General features: G+C 72.5%; 23 protein-coding genes. 10 read left to right on the top strand and 13 right to left on the bottom strand.

The window, feature by feature from the left end:
• Positions 1–21: 21 nt before the first annotated feature.
• Both WFK95_RS08110 and WFK95_RS08105 read left to right on the top strand, forming a co-directional pair.
• Positions 22–255, top strand: coding sequence for a type II toxin-antitoxin system Phd/YefM family antitoxin (locus WFK95_RS08110; RefSeq protein ID WP_336670405.1), 234 nt, complete (start codon positions 22–24; stop codon positions 253–255).
• Entirely contained in the window at positions 252–647 is a 396-nt protein-coding gene (locus WFK95_RS08105) for a type II toxin-antitoxin system VapC family toxin (protein ID WP_224645026.1), read from the top strand. Before WFK95_RS08110 ends, WFK95_RS08105 begins: the two co-directional genes overlap by 4 nt.
• 25 nt (positions 648–672) lie before the next feature.
• Here WFK95_RS08105 and WFK95_RS08100 read toward each other — a convergent pair whose 3' ends face one another.
• The 6 genes from WFK95_RS08100 to WFK95_RS08075 are packed head-to-tail and all read right to left on the bottom strand — an operon-like array spanning position 673 to position 6,208.
• Positions 673–1,683: an LLM class flavin-dependent oxidoreductase gene (locus WFK95_RS08100; protein WP_336670404.1), complete on the bottom strand. Its 1,011-nt coding sequence runs from the start codon at positions 1,681–1,683 to the stop codon at positions 673–675.
• Between the two features lie 3 nt (positions 1,684–1,686).
• The gene (locus tag WFK95_RS08095) at positions 1,687–2,604 is read right to left on the bottom strand and encodes an ABC transporter substrate-binding protein (protein ID WP_224645028.1); all 918 of its coding nucleotides are present in this window, start codon (positions 2,602–2,604) and stop codon (positions 1,687–1,689) included.
• A gap of 32 nt (positions 2,605–2,636) precedes the next feature.
• Positions 2,637–3,407 carry an amino acid ABC transporter ATP-binding protein gene (locus tag WFK95_RS08090; RefSeq protein WP_224645029.1) on the bottom strand — a complete coding sequence of 257 codons (771 nt, stop codon included), beginning with the start codon at positions 3,405–3,407 and terminating at the stop codon, positions 2,637–2,639.
• Entirely contained in the window at positions 3,404–4,378 is a 975-nt protein-coding gene (locus WFK95_RS08085) for an amino acid ABC transporter permease (RefSeq protein ID WP_336670403.1), read from the bottom strand. Before WFK95_RS08085 ends, WFK95_RS08090 begins: the two co-directional genes overlap by 4 nt.
• 42 nt (positions 4,379–4,420) lie before the next feature.
• Entirely contained in the window at positions 4,421–5,098 is a 678-nt protein-coding gene (locus WFK95_RS08080; protein WP_336670402.1) for a response regulator transcription factor, read from the bottom strand.
• Positions 5,099–6,208, bottom strand: a complete 1,110-nt coding sequence (locus WFK95_RS08075) for a sensor histidine kinase (RefSeq protein ID WP_336670401.1) — start codon at positions 6,206–6,208, stop codon at positions 5,099–5,101. It lies immediately after the preceding gene.
• A 73-nt stretch (positions 6,209–6,281) separates the two neighbouring features.
• Here WFK95_RS08075 and WFK95_RS08070 point away from each other — a divergent pair, with 73 nt between their 5' ends.
• Genes WFK95_RS08070 through WFK95_RS08055 form a run of 4 tightly spaced genes read left to right on the top strand, consistent with a single transcriptional unit; the run spans position 6,282 to position 8,848 of the window.
• Positions 6,282–6,734, top strand: a complete 453-nt coding sequence (locus WFK95_RS08070; protein ID WP_336670400.1) for a hypothetical protein — start codon at positions 6,282–6,284, stop codon at positions 6,732–6,734.
• Positions 6,731–7,111: a hypothetical protein gene (locus WFK95_RS08065; RefSeq protein ID WP_336670399.1), complete on the top strand. Its 381-nt coding sequence runs from the start codon at positions 6,731–6,733 to the stop codon at positions 7,109–7,111. Before WFK95_RS08070 ends, WFK95_RS08065 begins: the two co-directional genes overlap by 4 nt.
• Positions 7,112–7,144: 33 nt before the next feature.
• The gene (ilvA, locus tag WFK95_RS08060; protein WP_336670398.1) at positions 7,145–8,467 is read left to right on the top strand and encodes a threonine ammonia-lyase IlvA; all 1,323 of its coding nucleotides are present in this window, start codon (positions 7,145–7,147) and stop codon (positions 8,465–8,467) included.
• A gap of 48 nt (positions 8,468–8,515) precedes the next feature.
• Positions 8,516–8,848, top strand: a complete 333-nt coding sequence (locus WFK95_RS08055; protein WP_224645034.1) for a DUF6054 family protein — start codon at positions 8,516–8,518, stop codon at positions 8,846–8,848.
• Positions 8,849–8,867: 19 nt separating this feature from the next.
• On the opposite strand, the gene WFK95_RS08050 is transcribed toward WFK95_RS08055, so the two are convergent.
• Positions 8,868–9,368: a hypothetical protein gene (locus WFK95_RS08050; RefSeq protein ID WP_336670397.1), complete on the bottom strand. Its 501-nt coding sequence runs from the start codon at positions 9,366–9,368 to the stop codon at positions 8,868–8,870.
• Between the two features lie 79 nt (positions 9,369–9,447).
• On the opposite strand from WFK95_RS08050, the gene WFK95_RS08045 reads away from it, so the two are divergent.
• Entirely contained in the window at positions 9,448–9,879 is a 432-nt protein-coding gene (locus WFK95_RS08045) for a PPOX class F420-dependent oxidoreductase (RefSeq protein ID WP_224645036.1), read from the top strand.
• A gap of 3 nt (positions 9,880–9,882) precedes the next feature.
• Here the strand turns inward: WFK95_RS08045 and WFK95_RS08040 are convergent, their stop codons facing one another.
• The 5 genes from WFK95_RS08040 to treY form a co-directional block, all read right to left on the bottom strand.
• Positions 9,883–10,908: an LLM class flavin-dependent oxidoreductase gene (locus tag WFK95_RS08040; protein WP_224645037.1), complete on the bottom strand. Its 1,026-nt coding sequence runs from the start codon at positions 10,906–10,908 to the stop codon at positions 9,883–9,885.
• 66 nt (positions 10,909–10,974) lie between these two features.
• Positions 10,975–12,015, bottom strand: coding sequence for an LLM class F420-dependent oxidoreductase (locus tag WFK95_RS08035; protein ID WP_336670396.1), 1,041 nt, complete (start codon positions 12,013–12,015; stop codon positions 10,975–10,977).
• Positions 12,016–12,071: 56 nt separating this feature from the next.
• Complete coding sequence (treZ, locus tag WFK95_RS08030; protein ID WP_336670395.1) at positions 12,072–13,811, bottom strand: malto-oligosyltrehalose trehalohydrolase; 1,740 nt, start codon at positions 13,809–13,811, stop codon at positions 12,072–12,074.
• Between the two features lie 18 nt (positions 13,812–13,829).
• Entirely contained in the window at positions 13,830–14,507 is a 678-nt protein-coding gene (locus WFK95_RS08025) for a hypothetical protein (protein ID WP_336670394.1), read from the bottom strand.
• A 34-nt stretch (positions 14,508–14,541) separates the two neighbouring features.
• On the bottom strand, positions 14,542–16,878 hold the full coding sequence (gene treY / locus WFK95_RS08020) for a malto-oligosyltrehalose synthase (RefSeq protein WP_336670393.1): 2,337 nt from the start codon (positions 16,876–16,878) through the stop codon (positions 14,542–14,544).
• Positions 16,879–16,974: 96 nt separating this feature from the next.
• On the opposite strand from treY, the gene WFK95_RS08015 reads away from it, so the two are divergent.
• Genes WFK95_RS08015 through bioD form a run of 3 tightly spaced genes read left to right on the top strand, consistent with a single transcriptional unit; the run spans position 16,975 to position 20,091 of the window.
• Positions 16,975–18,246: an adenosylmethionine--8-amino-7-oxononanoate transaminase gene (locus WFK95_RS08015; protein WP_336670392.1), complete on the top strand. Its 1,272-nt coding sequence runs from the start codon at positions 16,975–16,977 to the stop codon at positions 18,244–18,246.
• A 4-nt stretch (positions 18,247–18,250) separates the two neighbouring features.
• On the top strand, positions 18,251–19,384 hold the full coding sequence (locus WFK95_RS08010) for an 8-amino-7-oxononanoate synthase (RefSeq protein WP_336670391.1): 1,134 nt from the start codon (positions 18,251–18,253) through the stop codon (positions 19,382–19,384).
• On the top strand, positions 19,381–20,091 hold the full coding sequence (bioD, locus tag WFK95_RS08005; protein ID WP_336670390.1) for a dethiobiotin synthase: 711 nt from the start codon (positions 19,381–19,383) through the stop codon (positions 20,089–20,091). The genes WFK95_RS08010 and bioD overlap by 4 nt, the downstream gene beginning before the upstream one ends.
• Here the strand turns inward: bioD and WFK95_RS08000 are convergent.
• Positions 20,069–21,202, bottom strand: coding sequence for a phosphatase PAP2 family protein (locus WFK95_RS08000; RefSeq protein WP_336670389.1), 1,134 nt, complete (start codon positions 21,200–21,202; stop codon positions 20,069–20,071). The genes bioD and WFK95_RS08000 overlap by 23 nt on opposite strands.
• Positions 21,203–21,298 lie beyond the last annotated feature (96 nt).

Below are 21,298 nucleotides of genomic sequence, written 5' to 3'. Positions count from 1 at the left end.
CGATAAGTGTAAGATGAGCTCATGCGCACCATCACCAGCACTGAGGCGAAGGCCAAGCTGAACGCCGTGCTCGCCGAGGTCGAGCGGACAGGCAGTCCGATCACCGTCACCTCGCACGGCCGCGCGGTGGCGGTCATCTCGCCCGCGAGTCCTCGGACGCGCACGTTCGGACAGTTCCCCGGCCTCACCATCCCTGACGACTTCGATGAGCCCCTTCCCTACGATGAGCTCGACGCCTGGGATTCCGCTTCGTGACCGCCGTCCTGCTCGACACCAACGCTCTTCTGTGGCTGGTCAAGTCGCCTGAGCTGGTCGCCCCACAGGCGCTCGCCGTGGTCGGGGATCCCGGCAACGACCTGTTCGTTTCGGCCGCTTCCGCCTGGGAGATCGCGATCAAGACTCGCCTCGGTCGCCTCGACGGATCGGGAATCCTCTCGAGCTGGAAGGAGACGCTGGAGTCCATGGCGGCGCAGGAGCTGGCGATGGACTCGGCGGACGCAACCCTGGCAGGGCAGCTCAATTGGGAGCATCGAGACCCGTTCGACCGCATGATCGTCGCCCAGGCCACGCGTCGGGGGCTGGCGATCGCGACCAGCGACCGCGTCATCAGGCAAGGTGCCATGACACCGATCATCGCCACCACGTAGCGCCTAGGGCCTGTGACCGATCCGGTCAGGCCGCCGACGACAGGGCGGGCAGCAGGCCGCGTGCGTCGGTGAGGATCTGCTCGTAGTCGCGCACGTCGAACTCGTACGGCAGTTCCAGACGGAACTCGGTGACCGGCCCGGATTCCGGGGAGAACGCGGGGTCGGCGCCGAGCCGCTCGGCGATCTCCGCGATCGGCCCCACGAGATCCTCGGCGAACAGCGTGCGCTTGTCGCCGTGTGGCGTCAGCGTCCGCTCGTAACGCGACCGCGCGTACTCCCGGTACCGCGCGACGGTGGCCCGGTCCGCGCTGTCCGTCGGCACGATCACCCGTCCGACGGCGACCCGCTTGCCGGCCCCGCCGGCGGCGCGGAAGGCGTCGATGAGGGTGGCCTGGACCGTGCCGAAGTCTTCGGAGTCGATGCCCGCGGCCGAGACGATGTTGCCGGTCAGCAGGTGCAGGCCGGCCTCGCCGGTCCACCGCGACGAGCCGAGCGAGGTTCCGCCGTACCAGGAGCGGTCCGCCAGGCCGGGGGTGTGCGGCTGCAGCCGGGGCCGCTGCACGTTGCCGGGGGACTCGATCCGTGCGGTCTCGTCGCCGAGGTACGCGCCGCGCAGGTGCTCGACGGTGCGCGCCACCCGCGCGTGCCCGAACTCGAAGGTGCGCCAGTCGCCCTCGAAGACGACGTCGGCGAGCAGGTCCGCATGCGGCATCCCGGTGGAGAAGCCGGGCTGCAGCCTGCCCCGGGAGAGGGCGTCCGCGAGCGACAGGTCCTCGGCCAAGCGGAACGGGTTCTCGTAGCCGATCGGGATCACCGCGGTGCCCAGCTCGATGGTCGACGTGCGCTGCGAGGCCGCCCCGAGGAACACGGCCGCGGAGGAGATGCCGTGCTCGAGGTGGCGCTGGCGCACCCAGGCGCCGCGGTAGTCCAGGCGCTCGCCGAATTCGATGAGGCGCAGCGTGTCCTCGAGACCGGAGGCGGGATCGTCGTCGACGTAGTTGCCCGGCGTGAGGAAGGCCAGCGACTCGATCGCCATCGGTCAGAACCCCGCGGTCGGGTTGATCTCGGACTTCGGCAGTGCCGAGGTCGGGACCTTCCACTTCTCGAAGAGCCGCTGGTACTCGCCGCGCGCGATGAGCGTGTTGATCGCCTGCGAGATCGCGGGCGCGATGGGGGAGCCCTTGGCCGTCACGAAACCGACCACGGTGGTGGAGTACTCACCGAGGAACTTCGTGCCGGGCACCTTGTCCACCAGGTAGCGCAGCGAGAGCGTCGGCCCGAAGTAGGCGTCCACCTTGTTGTTCTGCAGGCTGAGGATCACGGCGCCCTGGTCGTCGAGGTACTGGACGGTGTACGCGGGCTTGCCCTTCGACGTGCACTGGTCGACGCCCTTCTCCAGGATCTGCTGGAAGGTGGTGCCCGAGCCCGTGACGATCTTCTTGCCGCACAGGTCCTCCAGCGTCTTCACGCTCGTCAGACCGGAGTTCGACGAGCCGACGAAGGACTGGCCGTCGTTGAGGTAGGTCGCGAAGTCGACGACCTCGAGGCGCGGCTTGGTGACGCCGAAGTTGCCCTGGCCCACCTGGTACCGGCCGTTCTGGACGCCCGGGATGATCGTGGAGAAGGTCCCGATCTCCTGCTTCCAGGTCACGCCGAGGGCCTTGGCGACGGCGTTGCGGAGGTCCACGTCCAGGCCCACCGGGTTGCCGTCGGGGACCTCCCCGGCGTGCGGCAGGTTGTTGATGCCGGGCTGCCGGGTGAGCCCCAGCGTCAGCTCCTTCGTGCCGGCCGGCAGCAGCGCCTGGGAGGCGGGGTCCACCGCGACGGACGACACGACGTCCTGCGTCGGGATCGGGTAGCTCGAGCTCTGTGCCGCCGGATCGGACGAGCCGCCGCACGCCGAGAGGAGCGTGGCGGCGGCGATCAGGGGCAGGGCGAGCAGGGCGCGGCTGCGCATGGGGTCTCCTTGGACTCGGATCTAGCGGGGGATCAGCGCACGGCCGCGAGGAATTCGCGGGTGCGGGGGTGCTCGGCATCGGCGAAGATCGCGTCGGGCCGGCCGGTCTCGACGATGCGGCCGTCGTCCATGAAGATCACGGTGTCGGCGACGTCGCGGGCGAAGCCGATCTCGTGCGTCACCACGACGAGGGTCATGCCCGACTCCGCGAGGTCCCGGATCACGGCCAGCACCTCGCCGACCAGCTCCGGGTCGAGCGCCGAGGTGGGCTCGTCGAAGAGCACGACGTCGGGACGCATGGCCAGGGTGCGGGCGATCGCGACGCGCTGCTGCTGGCCGCCCGAGAGCTGCGACGGGTACGCCTTTTCGCGGCCCGCGAGCCCGACGCGGGCGAGGAGCTCGCGTCCGCGCTCGGCGGCTTCGGCGGGGGAGACGCCGGTGGCGAGCTGCCCCTCGGTGAGGTTCTCCAGGACGGTGAAGTGCGGGAACAGGTTGAACTGCTGGAAGACCATGCCGATGCGGCGGCGTTGGCGCGCCACGTCCCGGGGGTGCAGTTCGCGGAGCACGGTGGCATCGCCGCGGAGGCCGGCCTCGCGGTAGCCGATCAGGTCGTCATTGACGCGGACGTACCCGTCATCGGGGCGCTCCAGGTGGTTGATGCAGCGGAGCAGCGTCGACTTCCCGGACCCGGAGGGGCCGAGGATGATGGCGACCTCGCCCTGCGCGACGTCCAGGTCGACGCCGCGCAGCACCTCGGTGCCGCCGAAGGACTTCCGGAGCCCGCGGACCTCGATCGCGCTCATGCCCGGTCTCCCGTCGTGCGGACGGTGCGGGGGAGCCGGGGCCGCAGGCGGGCCGCGTCGGCGAGGATCTCGCGGAACGGGCGGGCGTCCCGTCGGCCCCGGTTGAACCGGCGCTCGATGAAGTACTGGCCCACGGCCAGCACGGAGGTGATCACGATGTACCAGATGGTCGCCACCAGCAGCAGCGGCATCACCTTGAAGTTCTGGTTGTAGACCAACTGCACCGAGTACAGCAGATCGGTCACGGCGATGACGCTGACCAGCGACGTGGACTTGAGCAGCCCGATCAGCAGGTTGCCGGACGCGGGGATGATGGCGGGCATCGCCTGTGGGAGGACGATCCGGCGGAAGATGCGGCGCGGGCTCAGGCCCAGCGACCGCGCGGCCTCCGTCTGGCCCGGGTCCACCGAGACGAGGCCGCCGCGCACGATCTCGGCGGCGAACGCGGCCACGTCGATGGTGAGCGCGATGAACGCTGCGACCAGCCCGCCGATCAGGTGGGTGGTGTTGAACGTGACGAACTCGGGCCCGAACGGGATGCCCAGCGACAGTGTCGGGTACAGCGAAGCGAGCTGGAACCAGAAGAGCAGCAGCACCAACGGCGGGACGGACCGCACGAGCCAGACGAAGACGAAGGACACCGTCTGGAGCACCGGGCCGCCCCACAGCCGCATCGCCGCGAGCCCGATCCCGAGCACGAAGCCGGCAGCGAAGGTGATCGCGGTGAGCCACAGCGTGAGCCACAGGCCCTTGAGAACCGCCTCCTGCGTGAAGTAGTGGGCGACCGTGGGCCATTCGAAACGCTCATTGGTGACGAGCGTGTGCACCAACATCGCGCCGAGGACGGCCACGACGGCGGCCGCGATCCATCGTCCGGGGCGGCGCCGCGGCACGAGACGTACCGGTGCCGCGGAGGTGTCCGTCGGCGGGCCCTGTGCGGCCCGCGACGGGGAGAGAATCGTTGTCGCCATGATGTCCGACCGTAAGTCGTTGGCGCGCAGAGAAGAAGGTTTTCAATCGCCCTGACCGGATGCGGCGATCCCGGAATCGAAGGCGTAGCGGACGGCGTGCGCACGGTCCCGGAGCTGCGCCTTCGCGAACAGATTGTTGATGTGCGTCTTGACCGTCGACTCGCTCACGAACAGCCGCGCGGCGATGTCGCGGTTCGCGAGACCGTCGGCGATGAGCCGCAGCACCTCCGTCTCGCGGGGCGTCAGGTCGGCGGGCGTGACCGCCGGGGTCGACGGTGCCCGCCCGGCACCGGAGCCCCCGGTCGCCGACGTCAGCAGGCGCTGTTGCACCTGCGGATCGAGCACCGACTGTCCTGCGGCGGCCGCGGTGATCGCGGCGGCGATCTCCGCCCGCCCCGCGTTCTTCGTGAGGTAGCCGCGGGCGCCGGCCTGCAGGCCGCGGAGGATCGACTCCTCGTCGTCGAACGTGGTGAGCAGGACGACGGCGGTGTCCGGCGCGTCGGCGAGGACGCGCTCGGTGGCGCCGGCGCCGTCGAGGTTCGGCATCCGCAGGTCGGTGAGCAGCACGTCGGGGCGTTGCTCGCGGACCAGCGCGACCGCCTCGACCCCGTCGGCGGCGGCCCCGACCACCGCGATCCCGGGCATCAGGTCGAGCATCGCGGCGAGCGCCTCGCGCACCGCGGCCTGATCGTCGGCGACCACCACTCGGATGTCGTTCACTCACAGCTCCTTAATCGGATCGGACGGGCGGGGCAGGACCAGGCGGACCGCCCAGCCGCCGTCGCCGGTCGGCCCGGCGTGCAGCGAGCCGCCGGCCTCGGCCGCGCGCTCGCGCATGCCGATCAGCCCCATGCCGGAGCCGTGGACGGCGGTCGCGGTCCCGGCCCCGTTGGTGACGGTGAGCTCGGCACCGTCGGGCACGGGGGAGAGGCGGACGGCGACGGGCGCGCCCGCGGCGTACCGTCGGGCGTTCGTGATCGCCTCCTGGGTGACCCGCAGGACCGCCCGGGCCTGCGCGGCTGTCAGCTCGACCGGTTCGGTCGCGACGGTCTCGTCGGGGCCGTCCGCGAGGGCGGCGAGCGTCGCGGGCAGATCGACGGTGTCCTCCCGCAGCGCGTGCACGGCGCCGCGGGCCTCGGTGACGCCGTCCGCGATCGCGCCGCGGGCACGCTGGACGGCGGCGCGGGCGTCGTCGGGCCGGTTCGCCTCCAGGAGGGCGTCGGCGAGCTCGAGCTGCATACCCGCGCCGGAGAGGGTGTGGGCGAGGACGTCGTGCAGGTCGCGGGCGATGCGGGCGCGTTCGGCGAGCGCGCTGCTGCGCGACTCGGACTCCGCGGTCAGCTTCGTCTGTTCCACGAGCTGTTCGAGCGCCCGGGTGCGTTCGCGGCGGCTGCGACCGGCGATGCCGGCCCACACCGTCGCGGTGACCGAGACGCCGATCCAGATCGCGTTGAAGTCGGTGGGGCCGGTGAGCGATGCGGTCGCGGTGACGCTGGCGCCGGCGAGCACCGCGAGCGGGACGGAGATGCGGGCCGGGAACGCGCCGCCCAGGTGGACCGTCGAGATGTAGAGCAGGACACCGAGCGCGCCGTTCGGCTGGAGTGCGAACAGGACGCCGGCGGCGACCACCGTCGCAGCCTCGGTCGCGACCCGCCCGGGCAGCGGGACCCGGTCCTCCGGAAGGCACCGGACGACGACGCCGGCCGCGGCGATCGCGAAGAGGGCGGCGGTCCACGGGCTGTCGCGGTGGAAGTCGAGGGTCGCGCCGGCGACCACGACGCCGGCCACCGCGATGACGAGCGTGATCCTCGTCCGCAACCCGTCCAGCACCTCGTCATGATGGCACGCGATCGTGCGCCGTGCTTCCGACCCGCCCGTCGTTCGGCGGACCAGGAGATTCGCGATGGCTAACATCAAGTGCATGCGCGTGATCCTGACCCTGGTGGCCCTCGCGGCCGTCGCCGCGGGCGCGTGGTTCGCCTTCCTCGGGTGGGACCAGGAGTACTACGAGGTCGACGGTGTCGCGCAGGGGCCGTACCGGCCGTGGCAGGTGATCGCCTGCGGCGCCGTGATCGTCCTCGCGTGCACCGCGGCGTTCGCGTATCTGCGGCGCGTCTGGCTGCTGGCGGTGATCCCCGCGGTCGCGGTCGTGGGGTTCGCGGTGCCGTGGGCGGCCTGGGCGTCGCAGGACGACACCGGCCTGTGGGTAGTCGGCCTGCTGTTCCTGTTGGTTGGCGGGACGATGGGGCTGACGGCCTGGCTGGCGGTCGGGTATGGCGTTGTCGAGGCGTTCCGCGCGGTGCGGCGCCGGCGCACCGGGACCCGGTCCGCGTCGGGCCCCGGGGCGGGGTGGTGACGGTGCGTTCCGGCCTTCGTGCGGTCGTCGTCGTGGTCGGCCTCGTCGCGACGGTGACGGTGCTCGCGATCGGCTGGGTGGCCTTGCCCGACGGAGCCCTGCGGGTCGCATGCTTGATCGCGATCGTCTGGGCGGCGGCGGGCGCGCAGGTTCTGCTCGGTCGGGCGTGGGGCGTTGCCGTGCTCCCCGTGCTGACGGTGGCTGCCATGCTCGTGCCGATGACGATCGACGCGTCGGGCGAGCCCGCGGCCCACATGTGGCCGGTGGCGGTGGTGGGGGCGATCGTCTTCCTGATCCCGGCGCTGATCTGCTTCCTCGCGGCGGTCCACTGGGTCGCCGGGGTGGCGCGCCGGGAGCGCGCGCGACGGGCGGGGTGAGCAGCGTTCCGGCCGAGTGGGAAAATGGCCCGCATGTCTACGTCATCGATGTCCAGTGCCGCCGCCCACCTGACGGTGCACTCGATTATCGAGGCCCGTGAGCGGCTCGCCGGGGTGGTGTCGGTGAGCCCGCTGCAGCACTGCGAGCGGCTCTCCGCGCTGACCGGGGCCAAGGTCTACCTCAAGCGCGAGGACCTGCAGGTGGTGCGGTCGTACAAGATCCGCGGCGCGTACAACCTCATGGCGCAGCTCACCGAGGCGGAGAAGGCGGCCGGAGTGGTCGCGGCCTCGGCCGGTAACCACGCGCAGGGCGTCGCCTTCGCGTGCCGGGCGATGGAAGTGCACGGCCGGATCTACGTGCCGACCACCACGCCGAAGCAGAAGCGGGACCGCATCCGCGCGCACGGCGGCCGGTACGTCGAGCTGATCGCCACCGGCGAGACCTACGACGCCGCGGCAGCCGCCGCCCAGGAGGACGTCGCGTCGACGGGGGCCACCTGGGTCCACGCCTTCGACGACCCGCGCACCACGTCGGGGCAGGGCACCATCGGCGTCGAGCTCGTCGAGCAGCTCGACGGGGTCGTCCCCGACGTGACCGTCATGCCCGTCGGCGGCGCCGGCTGCTTCGCCGGGGTGACGCGGTACCTGCGCTCGCAGTCCCCGTCGGCCACGATCGTCGGCGCCGAGCCCGCGGGCGCACCGTCGCTGGCGCGCGCGCTCGAGGCCGGCGGGCCCATCGACCTGCCCACCATCGACCCCTTCGTCGACGGTGCCGCCGTCAAGCGGATCGGCTCCATCGGCTACGACGTCGCGGCGTCCGAGGGTGGGGTCGTGTGGCCCGCGCACGCAGTGCACGACGTCGCGGCCGGCGAGCTCGGCATCATCGAGGTCGACGAGGGCGCGATCTGCACCGCGATGCTGGACCTGTACCAGAACGAGGGCGTCATCGCGGAGCCCGCGGGCGCGCTGTCGGTGGCCGCGCTGGCGCAGCTACGGTTCGAGCCCGGCGCCACGGTCGTGTGCCTGCTCTCCGGCGGCAACAACGACGTCTCGCGCTACAACGAGGTGATCGAGCGGTCACTGGTGCATCAGGGCCTCAAGCACTACTTCCTGGTCGCCTTCCCCCAGGAGCCCGGCGCGCTGCGCCGCTTCCTCGACGAGGTGCTCGGGCCTGACGACGACGTGACGCTCTTCGAGTACGTCAAGCGCAACAACCGCGACACCGGCGAGGCCCTCGTGGGTGTGGAGCTGGGCCGCGCCGGCGATCTCGGCGCGCTGCTGGAGCGGATGGACTCCTCGCGCCTGCACTGCGAGCGGCTCGAGCCCGGTTCGCCCGCGTACCGCTACCTGACGTAGTCGCCCACGTATGCGCCTTGATGCATAATGACATCGAGGAGGTGCACTATGGCGAAACTGGAGCACGCTTTCGTGGGCGACTTCGACAGCGCGTTGGAGGTGCTCGACGCGCACATCATGGGTGGCAGTGCCTCGGCCACGTTCGAGGACGGAAGCACGATCGCGGCGGGTGGGGTTCGCGTCGCCGTGCGGGTGTACGAGCGATACAGCTACACCGGCTCCAACCGGGTGAGCCTGAGTCTCACGCTCGTGGGGCACGGGGAGGATCTGTATCTGACCGGGATCACGTCCGGCGGCAGTCAGGCGATGTTCTTCAAGGTCAACCGCTTCGGCGAGGACGCCTTCCTGAAGAAGCTCCAGCACGCGCTCGCTCAGCTCTGACGGGCGCGGGCCGCGATCATCAGGCGACCGAGACCGCGTGCTGCGCGCGGTGCGCGGCGACGCGCTGCTGCAGGAACCAGGTCTGCGCGTAGAGGGTGACGCCGATGAAGAGCATCGTCGTCACGCCGGCGAAGCCGCGGCCGGTGTGATCGCCCATTGCCATCGGCACCAGGACGTCGACGCCGATGTGCAGCGCGATCGCGACGATCCACAGGCCGATGGTGGCGGCGGTGCCCTGCCGCAGGTAGCGGCCGTCGGGGCCGGGGAAGACCTTCGTGGTCAACGCCCGCGGGTAGGCCAGCGCGACGGCGATGATCAGGCCCAGGACCGTGGCGACGACATGGCCCGCGCCGACCTCGCCGCCGCCCGAGACGTACTGCACGGTCTGGTAGAGGCCGACCGCGGCGAGGACCAGCGCGATGCGGGCGGTCTTGTCCTTGAGGGGGCGGGCCTGCAACTGGCGGTAGAAGATCCAGCCGACGGCGAGGACGGCGATGACGGCGGTGGTCGCTGTGTTCATGCCGATGACTCTGCCGCGATCGTCGCCGCGGCGGATCGACCGACGGGTGGAGATCCGGGTGGAGACGTAGCCTCGACCCATGCAGATCAGCGACACCCTCACGCCCGCCGTCGTCGATTTCCTCTCCGCGGGAACGCGCACCGGCCACCTCGCCTACCTCGCCGGGGACGGCCGCCCGCTCACCGCGCCGGTCTGGTTCGTCGTGGACGACGGTGCCCTCGTCTTCGCGACCGGCCGGGACACCCCGAAGGGTCGGCTGCTGGCGAAGGATCCGCGGGTCGCGGTGTCCGTGGACCTGCAGGAGCCGCCCTACGCGTTCGCGCAGGTGCAGGGCGTCGCGGAGCTCGTCGACGACTCCGACTACCTGCTGAAGATCTGTACCGCGTGCGGCGTCCGGTACATGGGCGCCGAGCGCGGCGAGGAGTTCGGCCGGCGCAACGCCGTCCCCGAGGAGATCGTCGTGCGCGTGCGCCCCACCCGCGTCCTGTTCAACGGCGACGTGACGGCCTGAGGCTCAGTCGAGCTCGTCGACGGCGCCCTTGATCAGCTCGAGGCTGCGCTTGCGCTCCGCGAGGCCGGGGATCATGCCGGAGATCATCAGCTCCTGCGGCTGGGTGCGGGTGAGCAGCTCGCGGAGCTCGTCGCGCACCGTCGCCTGCGAGCCGACGATCCACGCCGACGTGGTCGGGGCGATCGCGTGCTCCTGCTCGGGCGTGAGCGGCTGCGCCGCGGCCTGCTCGTAGGTCATCATCCGGCCGGGGTTGCCGGTGCGCACCCGGTACATTGACGCCTTCGCCGGGCCGGCGATGCGCTGGGCCTCCTCGTCGGTGTCCGCGGCCACGACGGTGACCGTCAGCATCGCGTTGGGGGCGTCGAGGTCGCCGGGGCGGAAGGTCTCGCGGTACTCGGCGAGCGCGGGCAGGGTGGCCTGCGGCGCGAAGTGCCGGGCGAAGGCGAAGGGCAGGCCCAGCAGGCCGGCGAGCTTCGCGCTGAACGTCGACGAGCCGAGCAGCCACATCTGCGGGTTCGAGCCGACGCCGGGGGTCGCGGTGATCGCCACGTACGGGTGGTCGGCGGGGAAGTCGTCGCGCAGGAACGCCCGGAGATGCGCGAGTGCCTGGGGGAAGTCGTCGACGGACTCGCTGACCTTGCCGCCGCGCAGCGCATGGGCGGTGAGCTGGTCGGTGCCCGGCGCGCGGCCGATGCCCAGGTCGATGCGATCGGGGAACAGCGCGTCGAGCGTGCCGAACTGCTCGGCTACGACGAGCGGCTGGTGGTTCGGCAGCATGACGCCGCCGGAGCCCACGCGGATCTTCTCGGTCGCCGCGGCGATCTGGCCGATCAGCACCGCGGGGGCGGAGCTGGCGATGCCCGGCATCGAGTGATGCTCGGCGACCCAGACCCGCTCGTAGCCGAGGCGTTCGGCCTCCTGCGCGGTCGCGATGGTGTCGCGGAGGGCGTCGCCGAAGGACGCACCGTCGACGACGGGGGCGAGCTCGAGCAGGGAAAGGCGAGGGCGGGGGAAGGGTGCTTCGGTCACAGAAGAGACAACCGGGGGCGACCCGGAAATCATCCCGGACCGCCCCCGTCGACGTTGTGGCGGTTGCTACACGAGCTCGCGCAGCGCCTCGATCTGCTTCACCCGGCCGGCCGCGTCCTCCGCGATCGGCACGACGTTGAGCACGGTCGCGCCGGCCTCCTCGAACGCGGCGACCCGCTCCTTGACGTAGCCCTTCGGGCCGATCAGGGAGACGCTGCGGGCCAGCTCGTCCGGCACAGCCTCCACCGCGGCGGCCTTGTCGCCGGCCAGGTACAGCTCCTGGATCCGGTCGGCCTCGGCGCCGTAGCCGTAGTTGGTGGCCAGCGTGTGATAGAAGTTCTTGCCCTTGGCGCCCATGCCGCCGATGTACAGCGCGAGGTGCGGCTTGACGAAGCCGAGCAGGTGGTCGACGTTCTCGCCGATCGCCAGTGCGGGCCCGGCGTAGACGTCGAGCTCGCCCAGCGCGGGATCGCGCTTGGCCTTGCCTTCGGCGACCGCGTCGCCCCACACGTCCTTGGCCTTCTCCGGCAGGAAGAAGATCGGCTGCCAGCCCTCGGCGACCTCGGCGGCCAGCGCCACGTTCTTCTGGCCGAGCGCGGCGAGCAGGACCGGGATGCGCTCGCGCACCGGGTGATTGATCAGCTTGAGCGGCTTGCCCAGGCCCGTGCCGCCGTCCTCCTGGGTGAGCGGCATCGTGTAGAACTTGCCGCGGTGCTCGAGCCGCTCGCGGCGCCACACCTTGCGGCAGATCTCGATGATCTCGCGGGTGCGGCCGATCGGCGCGTCGTACTTCACGCCGTGGAAGCCCTCGATCACCTGCGGGCCCGAGGCGCCCAGGCCCAGGATGAACCGGCCGTCGGACACGTTGTCCAGGCCCGCCGCGGTCATCGCGGTCAGCGTGGGCGTGCGGGTGTAGATCTGCAGGATGCCGGACGCCAACTGCACGCGCTCCGTCTTCGCGGCGAGGTAGCCCAGCGCGCTGACCGCGTCGAACGAGTACGCCTCGGGGACGAAGACGATGTCCAGCCCCGCCCGCTCCAGGTCGAGGACCTCGTCGGCCGTGGCCTTGAACCCGTCCGTGTAGTTGATGCCCAATCCGATTCGCATAAGCGTTAGGTTCTCACAAAGCAACCGCTTAGCGACAGAGTGCCCGCGGATTGTGGTCAGGTACCGCGGCGGAGCACGACGAAGGAGTGGCCGGGCACCGTCGTCGCGCCGTCCCGGACCGACGGTGCCTCCCAGGACAGCACGGGCGAGCCGCCGAACGGCGCCGTGACGGGCGCCGAGGTGAAGTTCACGACGAGCGTCAGGTCGCCCCGGTGCACGGCGAACCAGGTGGCCTCGCCCGGATGATCGCAGGCGATCGCTCGCAGGTCGTCGCCGGCGAGCGCCGGGTCGCGGCGCAGCGCGATGAGATCGCGGTACACGCCCGACAGCCGCGCGTGGCCGGGCCGCGCGGGCTCCGACCAGTCGAGATGCGAGGCGGCGAAGGTGTCCGGGTCCTGCGGGTCGGGCACGTCGCCCGGCGGCCAGCCGTGCTCGGCGAACTCGGCCTTGCGCCCCTCCGCGGTGGCGCGGGCCAGCTCCGGCTCGGGGTGGCTGGTGAAGAAGCGGAAGGGAGTCCGGGCGCCCCACTCCTCGCCCATGAACAGCATCGGCGTGAACGGCGAGAACAGGACCAGCGCGGCCTTCACCGCCAGCTGGCCGTCGGTCAGGTACTCCGACGGGCGGTCGCCCCGCGCCCGGTTGCCCACCTGGTCGTGCGTGCAGGTGTAGGCCAGGAGCTGCGACGGTGCCACCCGTGTGGGGTCGATCTTCGTGCCGTGGATCCGGCCGCGGAACGAGCTGTGGGTGCCGGCGTGGAAGAAGCCCTCGGTGAGCACCGTCGCCAGGCACTCGGGGCTGCCGAAGTCGGCGTAATAGCCCTGCCGCTCGCCGGAGACGATGGTGTGGACCGCGTGGTGCACGTCGTCGTTCCACTGCGCGGCGAGCCCGTAGCCGCCCTGCTCGGTAGGCGTGACCAGGCGCGGGTCGTTGTGGTCGGACTCCGCGACGAGGGCCAGCGGCCGGCCGAGCTCCGCGGACAGCTCCTCGGCGAGCGCTGCGGCGTCCTGCAGGAGGTGTCGATCCGATTCGTCGACGAGGGCGTGCACCGCATCGAGGCGGAGCCCGTCGGCGCCGTAGCGGCGCAGCCACCACGCGATGTCGTCGAGGATGAAGCGCCGGACCTCCGCGCTGCCCTCGCCCGACAGGTTGACGGTGCGGCCCCAGGTGTTCGCGCCGTCGGTCTCGTACGGGCCGAAGCGCCCGAGGTAGTTGCCCGACGGGCCGAGGTGGTTGTGCACCACGTCGAGCAGCACGCCGAGGCCGAGATCGTGTGCGGCCGCGACGAACCGCTCCAGGCCCGACGGTCCGCCGTACGGCTCGTGCACCGCGAACCAGCCGACACCGTCGTAGCCCCAGCCGTGCTCGCCGTTGAACGCGTTGACCGGCATCACCTGCACGAAGCCGACGCCCAGGTCCCGCAGGTGCGGAAGCCGCTCGATGGCCGCGTCGAACGTGCCCTCTGGGGTGAAGGTGCCGATGTGCAGCTCGTAGACGACGGCGCCGCGCAGCTCGCGGCCCGCCCACCGCGTGCCCTCCACCTCCGGGATCAGCGCCGACGGGCCGTGCACCCCGTCGGGCTGGCGGGGCGACCGCGGATCGGGGAGCACGGTCTCGTCGTCATCGAGGAGGAAGCCGTACCGCGCGTCCTGCGCGGCCGGCGCGGTGACCCGCCACCAGTCGTCCGCGTCGCGGCGCATCGCGTGCACTGCACCTTCGAGCCAGAGCCGGACCCGCCGCGGGCGCGGCGCCCACACCTCGAAGGCGTGGTCGGCTGCAGCGGCGGGCGAGGTGGGCATCGGTTTGCAACGATAGCGTCAGTGCAGGCCCTCCCACTCCGTGGTGCGGGCGCGGTGCAGCTCCAGCGCCGCGAGCGCCGACTCCGCGGTCTCGTGCCGGCCGCCCGTGATGCAGCCGATGGCGCGATAGTCGTGCTGGTCGAGCGAGCGGAACCGCCACAACTCGTCCAGCGAGTGTGTGCAGACGTGCGTGGTGAGGGTGACCAGCGCCGGCGCGCCGAGGCAGGCGCTCGCGTCCTCCGCGAAGATCTCCGCGAATGTGCGCTCGCCGAGGCGGACGTAGAGCGTGTCGCTCATCGGCACCTCGCTGAGCACCGTGCGGTCACCGGCGAGGATCAGCCGATCGTGGATGTCGGCGGTGAGCTCCCAGGCCGACGCCATCCCGGCGCAGCGGATCAGCAGGTGCGCGACCTCCTCCGCGTCCTGGAGCAGGCCCAGGATGGAGTTGCGGCCCTCCCGCTGGGCCCGCACCTCGATGGCGCCGCCGGGCACCATCTGCGCGGTGAGCCGCGACGTGCCGGCGACCGTCACCAGGCGCCCGGTGGGCAGCAGATCGGCGGACAGGCCGTGCTCGCGCAGCGATTCGGCTACCCGCGCCAGCGAGGAGGCGCGGATGCGGTTGCCGCTGACACCGGCGCGCGCGGTGGCGGACTGGGCGAGTGCCGTGGAGACCGGCCGCGGGGTTTCGCTGTTCATGGCCCGAGTGTGCGCGGACCCACTGACAAGTTTTCTATTCGCGCACCAGGAGGGCGACAGGGTGTTCGAGGAAGAGCTCGGCGAGTGGCACCTGACCTGTGACGATCTGCCTCGTCAGGCGGTCCGTCCAGGCCGACTCGCCGAGGTCGATCCGCGTGTCGCGCCAGCCGCCCGCGCGCTCCAGGCCCAGCGACCGGCGCGTCGCGAGTGCGGCGACGTCGGGCTCGCCGCCGTCCGGGCCCCGATGGAAGCCGAGCAGGTGGTCGGCGGCCGGCCCGGCGGCGAGAACGGGGGAATAGGTGCCCCGGACGAAGCTGCCCGGCCGCTCGCGCCGCAGCCGGAGCGCCGCCCTGACCAGCCGCTGCTTGGGGTGGGCGTCGTCGGCGGCATCCCAGTCGACGGGGCGGCGGTTGTCCGGGTCGACGAGCGAGTCCTCCCACCGCTCCGTGCCCTGGTAGACGTCCGGCACGCCTGGTCCGGCGAGCTGCAGCAGCTTCTGCGCGAGGGCGTCCGACCGGCCGTGCGGCGCGAGCGCGCCGACGAGGTCCGTCATCGTCGCGCCAACGGCACCGTCGAACAGCGCGTCGAGGAAGGCGTGCCCGGCGGCCTCGAAGGCACCGTCGGGCGCGGTCCACGACGTGCCGACGCGCCCCTCCCGCATCGCCTTCTCGGCGTACGCGTGCAGGCGTGTCCGGAGTGCGTCGGTGATCGCGCCGTCCTCCGGCCAGACCCCGAACGCGGTCTGCAGCAGGAACAGGCCCGTCATCGGGTCGGGCGGTGAGGGGAGCAGGGGCATCGACCGGTCGACGAACGCCGCCCAGTCGTCCGGGCCCTGGCTCAGCACCCCGATCCGGGCGCGCACGTCCTCGCCGCGCTTGGTGTCGTGGGTCGACAGCGTCGTCATCGCCGCGGGCCACTCCGCGGCGCGGCGGGCGAGGGCCGGGTGCGGATCGCTCGGCCCGAGGTCCGACGGTGCGCCACCCACCTCCTGCAGCGAGACCAGGCGCGCGGAGCGGTAGAAGGCGGTGTCCTCGAGCGACTTCGCCGTCAGTGCGCCCGTGAGCTGCGCGAAGCGGGCCGCGCTCTCCGCGCCGCGGTCGATCGCCGCGGCCACCGCCTCGATCGCCCGATGGTCGGCCGAGGTCTCGGGCCCCGCGGCGTCGATGAGGCGGCGCCGGACGGCCTCCGCCTGTGCGCTGAGCACGGGGTAGTCGTCGCGGTAGTAGGGGATCTCGTTCATCCAGAACAGGGCGGCGTCGGCGAGGTCGTCGATCGGGACGGCCGTCCCGGTCTCGACGCGAATCGCCCGGGCCAGGCGCAGGAACTCCGGCCGCAGGTCCCGGGCCGCCAACTCGTCCCGCAGGCGCAGCGTCGCGCCGGAGTTCCAGCGGACGGCACCGTCGTTCCCGGTCCAGCGTTCGTGGAGCGCGCTCAGTCCCGGCCCCCCGGCGGGGTCGAGCAGCGCATGACCCAGCTCGCGGAGCGCGTCGTAGCCCGTGGTCCCCGCGACCGGGAGGATCGGGTCCAGGGGTTCGTCCGACTCCAGGATCTTCTCGATCACGATCCACGCGCCGGGGCCGGCGAGCTCGCGCAGCCTCCGCAGGTAGCGGACCGGATCGGCCAGCCCGTCGGGGTGGTCGACGCGCAGGCCGTCGGCGATGCCGTCGGTGAACCAGGCGCCGATCTCGGCGTGCGTCGCGGCGAAGACCTCGGGGTCCTCGACGCGGACCGCGGCCAGGTCGTCGACCGTGAAGAAGCGACGGTACGAGCGGATCGGGGCGTCCCACGGCACCAGCCGATAGGGCTGCGCGTAGTGGACCCGTTCGGCGTCGCCGCCGCCGACCTCGCGGCCGATCGGGAAGACCCGATCGTGGTAGCGCAGCACCGGCTCGGCGCCTGACCGGTCGACGGTCAGCGCCGCGGCGTCGGCTTCGGAGCCGAGGACGGGGAGCGCGAGCTTGCCGCCGGCGCCGTTGCGCGGGTCCCAGTCGATGTCGAAGTAGTGCGCGAACGCCGACTTCCGGCCGTGCTTCAGCACGTCCCACCACCACGGGTTCTGCTCCGGGCGCCCCACACCGAGGTGATTGGGGACGATGTCGATCACCAGCCCGAGGCCGTCGACGTGGGCCGAATCGGCGAGCCTCTCGAGGCCCTTACGTCCGCCCAGCTCGGCGCGCACCGTCGTCGGATCGGTGACGTCGTAGCCGTGCGTGGAGCCGCGGACGGCCTCGAGCACGGGGGAGAGGTAGATGTGCGTCACGCCGAGATCGGCCAGGTAGGGCACGCGGCGGGCGGCGTCATCGAAGGTGAACGACGGGCCCAGCTGGAGGCGGTAGGTCGCGCCGACGGGGCGCGGGTCGCCGGATGCCATGTCGCCGATCATGCCATCCGCCGCAGCCGCCACCGGGCCGCAACACCCGCCCGGCGGATGACGACACCGCGCGGGCCACCGCTAACGTGGCCCGACATGACGCCCGACGAGATCCTCGCCCTGGACACCCGGACGCTGTGGCACCCCTACAGCGCCGTCGGCGGCGCGGGGGCGCGGGTGGTCGCCTCCGCGGAGGGTGTGCACCTCACCCTCGGCGACGGGACACGGGTCGTCGACGGGATGAGTTCGTGGTGGGCCGCGATCCACGGCTACCGCAACCCCGTCCTCGACGCGGCCGCCAAGGCCCAGATCGACACGATGTCGCACGTCATGTTCGGCGGCCTCACCCACGAGAGCGCCGCCCGCCTCGGCGAGCTGCTGGTGCGGATCACGCCCGACGGCCTCGATCGCGTCTTCCTCGCCGACAGCGGCTCCGTCTCCATCGAGGTCGCGGTGAAGACGGCGCTGCAGTACTGGCGCGCCCGCGGCGTCCACGGCCGGAACCGCCTGCTCACCTGGCGCGGCGGCTACCACGGCGACACCTTCACCCCGATGAGCGTCTGCGACCCCGACGGTGGCATGCACTCGCTGTGGAGCGACGTCCTCGCCACGCAGGTCTTCGCGCCCGCGCCGCCCGCCGAGTACGACGAGGCCTACGTCGCCGAGCTGGATCGGCTGGTGGCCGAGCACGCCCACGAGCTGGCCGCCGTCATCATCGAGCCCATCGTGCAGGGCGCCGGCGGCATGCGCTTCCACCCGCCCGCCTACGTCGCTGCGCTGCGCGAGATCACCCGGCGGCACGGGGTGCTGCTCATCTGCGACGAGATCGCCACCGGCTTCGGCCGCACCGGCACCCTCTTCGCCTGCGACGCCGCCGCGATCACACCGGACATCCTCTGTGTCGGCAAGGCCCTGACCGGTGGCTACCTGACCCTCGCCGCGATGCTCTGCACCGACGAGGTGGCGCTCACCATCTCGAACTCGGACCAGGGCGCGCTCATGCACGGTCCGACCTTCATGGGGAACCCGCTGGCCTGCGCCATCGCGGTCGCCAGCACCGAACTGCTGCTCGCGCAGGACTGGGCCGCTCGTGTCGCCGAGATCGAACAGGGGCTGCGGGAGGGACTCGCGCCGCTGCGCGAGCTACCCGGCGTCGTGGACGTCCGGGTGCTCGGCGCCATCGGCGTCGTGCAGCTCGACCGACCCGTCGACATGGCCACCGCGACGGACGCGACGGTCGCTGCGGGCGTGTGGTTGCGCCCCTTCCGGGACCTCGTCTACACGATGCCGCCGTTCATCAGTTCGGCCGCGGACGTCGCGGCGATCTGCGGAGGGGTCTCGGCCGCCGTGCGCGCGGCGCTACAGTGAGGGCATGAACGGTGTTCAAGTAGACGCGCTCGGGTGGCTCGACGGCTACGCCGCCGACCGCGCGGAGGCGGGCCTCCGGCGGTCGCTACGGGCCCGACGCCCCGGCGAGCCCGGCCTCGATCTGGCGTCGAACGACTACCTCGGCCTCAGTCGCCACCCCCGCGTGCTCGACGCCGCCGCCGATGCGCTCCGCGTCTGGGGCGCCGGGGCCACCGGATCGCGGCTGGTCACCGGCACCACGGAGCTGCACGAGGAGTTCGAGCGCAACCTGGCGGACTTCCTCGGCGCCGAGGCGGCCCTCTGCTTCTCCTCCGGATACCTCGCCAACCTCGGGGTCGTCACCGCCCTCGCCGGGCGGGGCGCCCTCGTCGTCTCCGACGGCGGCTCGCACGCCTCCCTCGTCGACGCCTGCCGGCTCTCCCGCGCGCGCGTCGTCGTCACTCCGCGGGGCGACGTGAACGCTGTTCGAGAAGCCCTCGCGGGTCGCGTCGAGGAGCGGGCGATCGTCCTCACAGACTCGGTCTACAGCGCCGACGGAATGCTCGCGCCCGTCGCCGAGCTGCACGCCGCGACCCGCGCGCACGGCGCGGTCCTCGTCGTCGACGAGGCCCACGGCCTGGGCGTCCGCGGCGACGGCGGCCGCGGCCTGGTCCACGAGCTCGGCCTCGCCGGCGCGCCCGACCTGGTCATCACCGCGACCATGTCCAAGGCCCTCGGCTCCCAGGGCGGCGTGGTCGTCGGCCCCGAGCGGGTGCGGGCACACCTGATCGACGCCGCGCGGCCCTTCATCTTCGACACCGGCCTCGCCCCGGCGGCGGTGGCCGCCGCGGACGCCGCCCTCGCGGAGCTGCGCGCCGAGCCCGCGCTCGCCGGCCGGGTCCTGGACCGGGCACGCGCCGTGGCCGCCGGGATCGGCGCGCCCGAGCCGACCTCCGCAGTGGTCTCGCTCGTCCTCGGCGATCCCGAGCGCGCCGTCGCCGCCTGGGACGCCTGCGCGGCGCAGGAGGTGCACGTCGGCTGTTTCCGGCCGCCGTCGGTCCCGGAGGGCACCTCCCGCCTGCGGATCACCGTGCGCGCCGATCTCACGGACGCCGAGGTGGTGACCGCCGTCGCCGCGATCCGACGGGCCGTCGCGTGATCCTCTGCGTCACCGGCACGTCGACCGGCGTCGGCAAGACCGTCGCGACGGCGGCGCTGGCCGCCGCGCTGCTGCCGAGCGGGCCGGTCACCGTGGTCAAGCCCGCGCAGACCGGCTTCGCCGACGGCGCCGAGCGCGACGAGGACGGTCAGCTCTCCGACGCCGCCGAGGTCGCGCGCCTCGCGCCGGGCGCGGTCGCGGTCGAACATCTGCGGTACCCCGAGCCCCTCGCGCCGCTGACCGCCGCCCGTCTGGCGGGTCTGCCGCCGCTCGGGCGCGACGAGGCGGTGGCCGTCGTCCGGGAGGCCGAGGGGGCGGTCCTGGTCGAGGGCGCGGGCGGCGTCCTCGTGCGCCTCGGGGAGGACGATTCTCGAACGCCGTTCACCCTCGTCGACCTCGCGTCGGACCTCGCGGCGCCGGTCGTCGTGGTCGCCGACCCGGCGCTCGGCACCCTCAATCACACCGAGCTGACGGTCCGTGCCCTCGAGGCGGGCGGCGTCGCGTGCGCGGGCATCGTGCTGTCCCGCTGGCCGGACGAGCCCGGGCTCGCCGAGCGCTGCAACCTGATCGACCTCCCCGAGCTCACGGGCGTGCCGATCGTCGGGCGGATCCCCGACGGTGCCGCCGCGCTCCCGCCGGAGCGGTTCGCGGCGGCGGCGCCGTCGTGGTTCGACGCGGCCTGGCTCAGCGAGCTATCCAGGCGCTGAGCAGGTCGATCCGCTGCCATCCGCCCTGCACGTCGAGGGGGTAGCCGGCGGGCCCCGCGGTGCGGGCGATCCGCTCGCGCAGCTGGGCGTCCGTCAGGCCGGGGTGCGCGGCGCGCAGCAGGGTGATCGCGCCGGCGGGAACCCGGACCGGTGCATCGCCCCCGACGCGCGGCAGGCCCCAGGTCAGGTCGCGACGGTACGCCGCGGCCGCGGCCCCGGTCTCGACGTAGTTCTGCTGGCAGGCCACGACCTGCGCGATTCCGCCCCCGGCCCGCGCGCTCAACGCGGCCCGGAGCTCGGAACGCGCGGCGGCGACGGCGCCCGCGAATCGCGGGTCCGCCAGCGCGTCCGCCACCGCGGCCTGCGCCAGTATCCGGCCGCCGATCACGTCGAGCGGGTAGTGCACGCCGAGCACCACGCGATGCCGGCCGTAGTCGGCGCCCCGCGCCAGCAGCTGCGGGCCGAGCTCGGGGAGCAGGGTGGCGATGACGAGCGCCTCGGCGTAGCCCCACGCGGTGTGGCCGGACGGGTACGAGCCCGACCCGCGCACCGATTCGTACAGGTCGGCGCGGCCGTCGCCGTACTTCGCGATCCGGTCCGGGGCGACCTCGAAGGGCCGCTGGTACTGGAAGTGCTTCTTCGCGGCGGAGGTGTCGACGTAGGAGTTGATCAGCGCCTTCTTGCCGACGAGGAGCGCGGTGGTGTTCGGGAGCTCGCCCGCCTTCTCGGCGGCGCGGAACGCCGGGGCCAGACGGCTGCCGAGGGCGTTGAAGATCGAATCGTCGAGGATGCCGTAGTTGTCGTTCACCGCGTGCTGCCGCTCCGCGGCGGTGGCGGCCCGGTTCGTCGCGACGGCCGTGTCCAGGTTCGCCGTGAGGACGGACTTCGGCAGGCTCGAGAACGCGGCCAGCTGATCGATGTACGAGTTCGGCGCGGCCTTCGTGGCGCTCGCAGCGCCGGTTGCGGGCTCCGCCGACGGTGCCGCCTTCGGCGTGAGGACGCAACCGCCGGTCGGCGCGGCCGCCGCCGGGCCGGCCGTCCAACCGAGAGGTGTGACCAGGGAGGCCGCGGCGACCGTCGCGACCAGGATCTTCTTCGAGCGCAGCTTCATGGGGACACTGTCCCGTCGATACCTAGAAAAGGGAAGGAAACGATTCCGGTCGAGTCGGTGAACGTTTCCCGCCCGCGCCCGGCGGGCCTTGAACAC

The organism is Tsukamurella sp. USMM236 (assembly GCF_037148755.1).
In the GTDB taxonomy this organism is placed as follows: Bacteria; Actinomycetota; Actinomycetes; order Mycobacteriales; family Mycobacteriaceae; genus Tsukamurella.
This window is presented reverse-complemented; position numbering and strand designations above follow the sequence as displayed.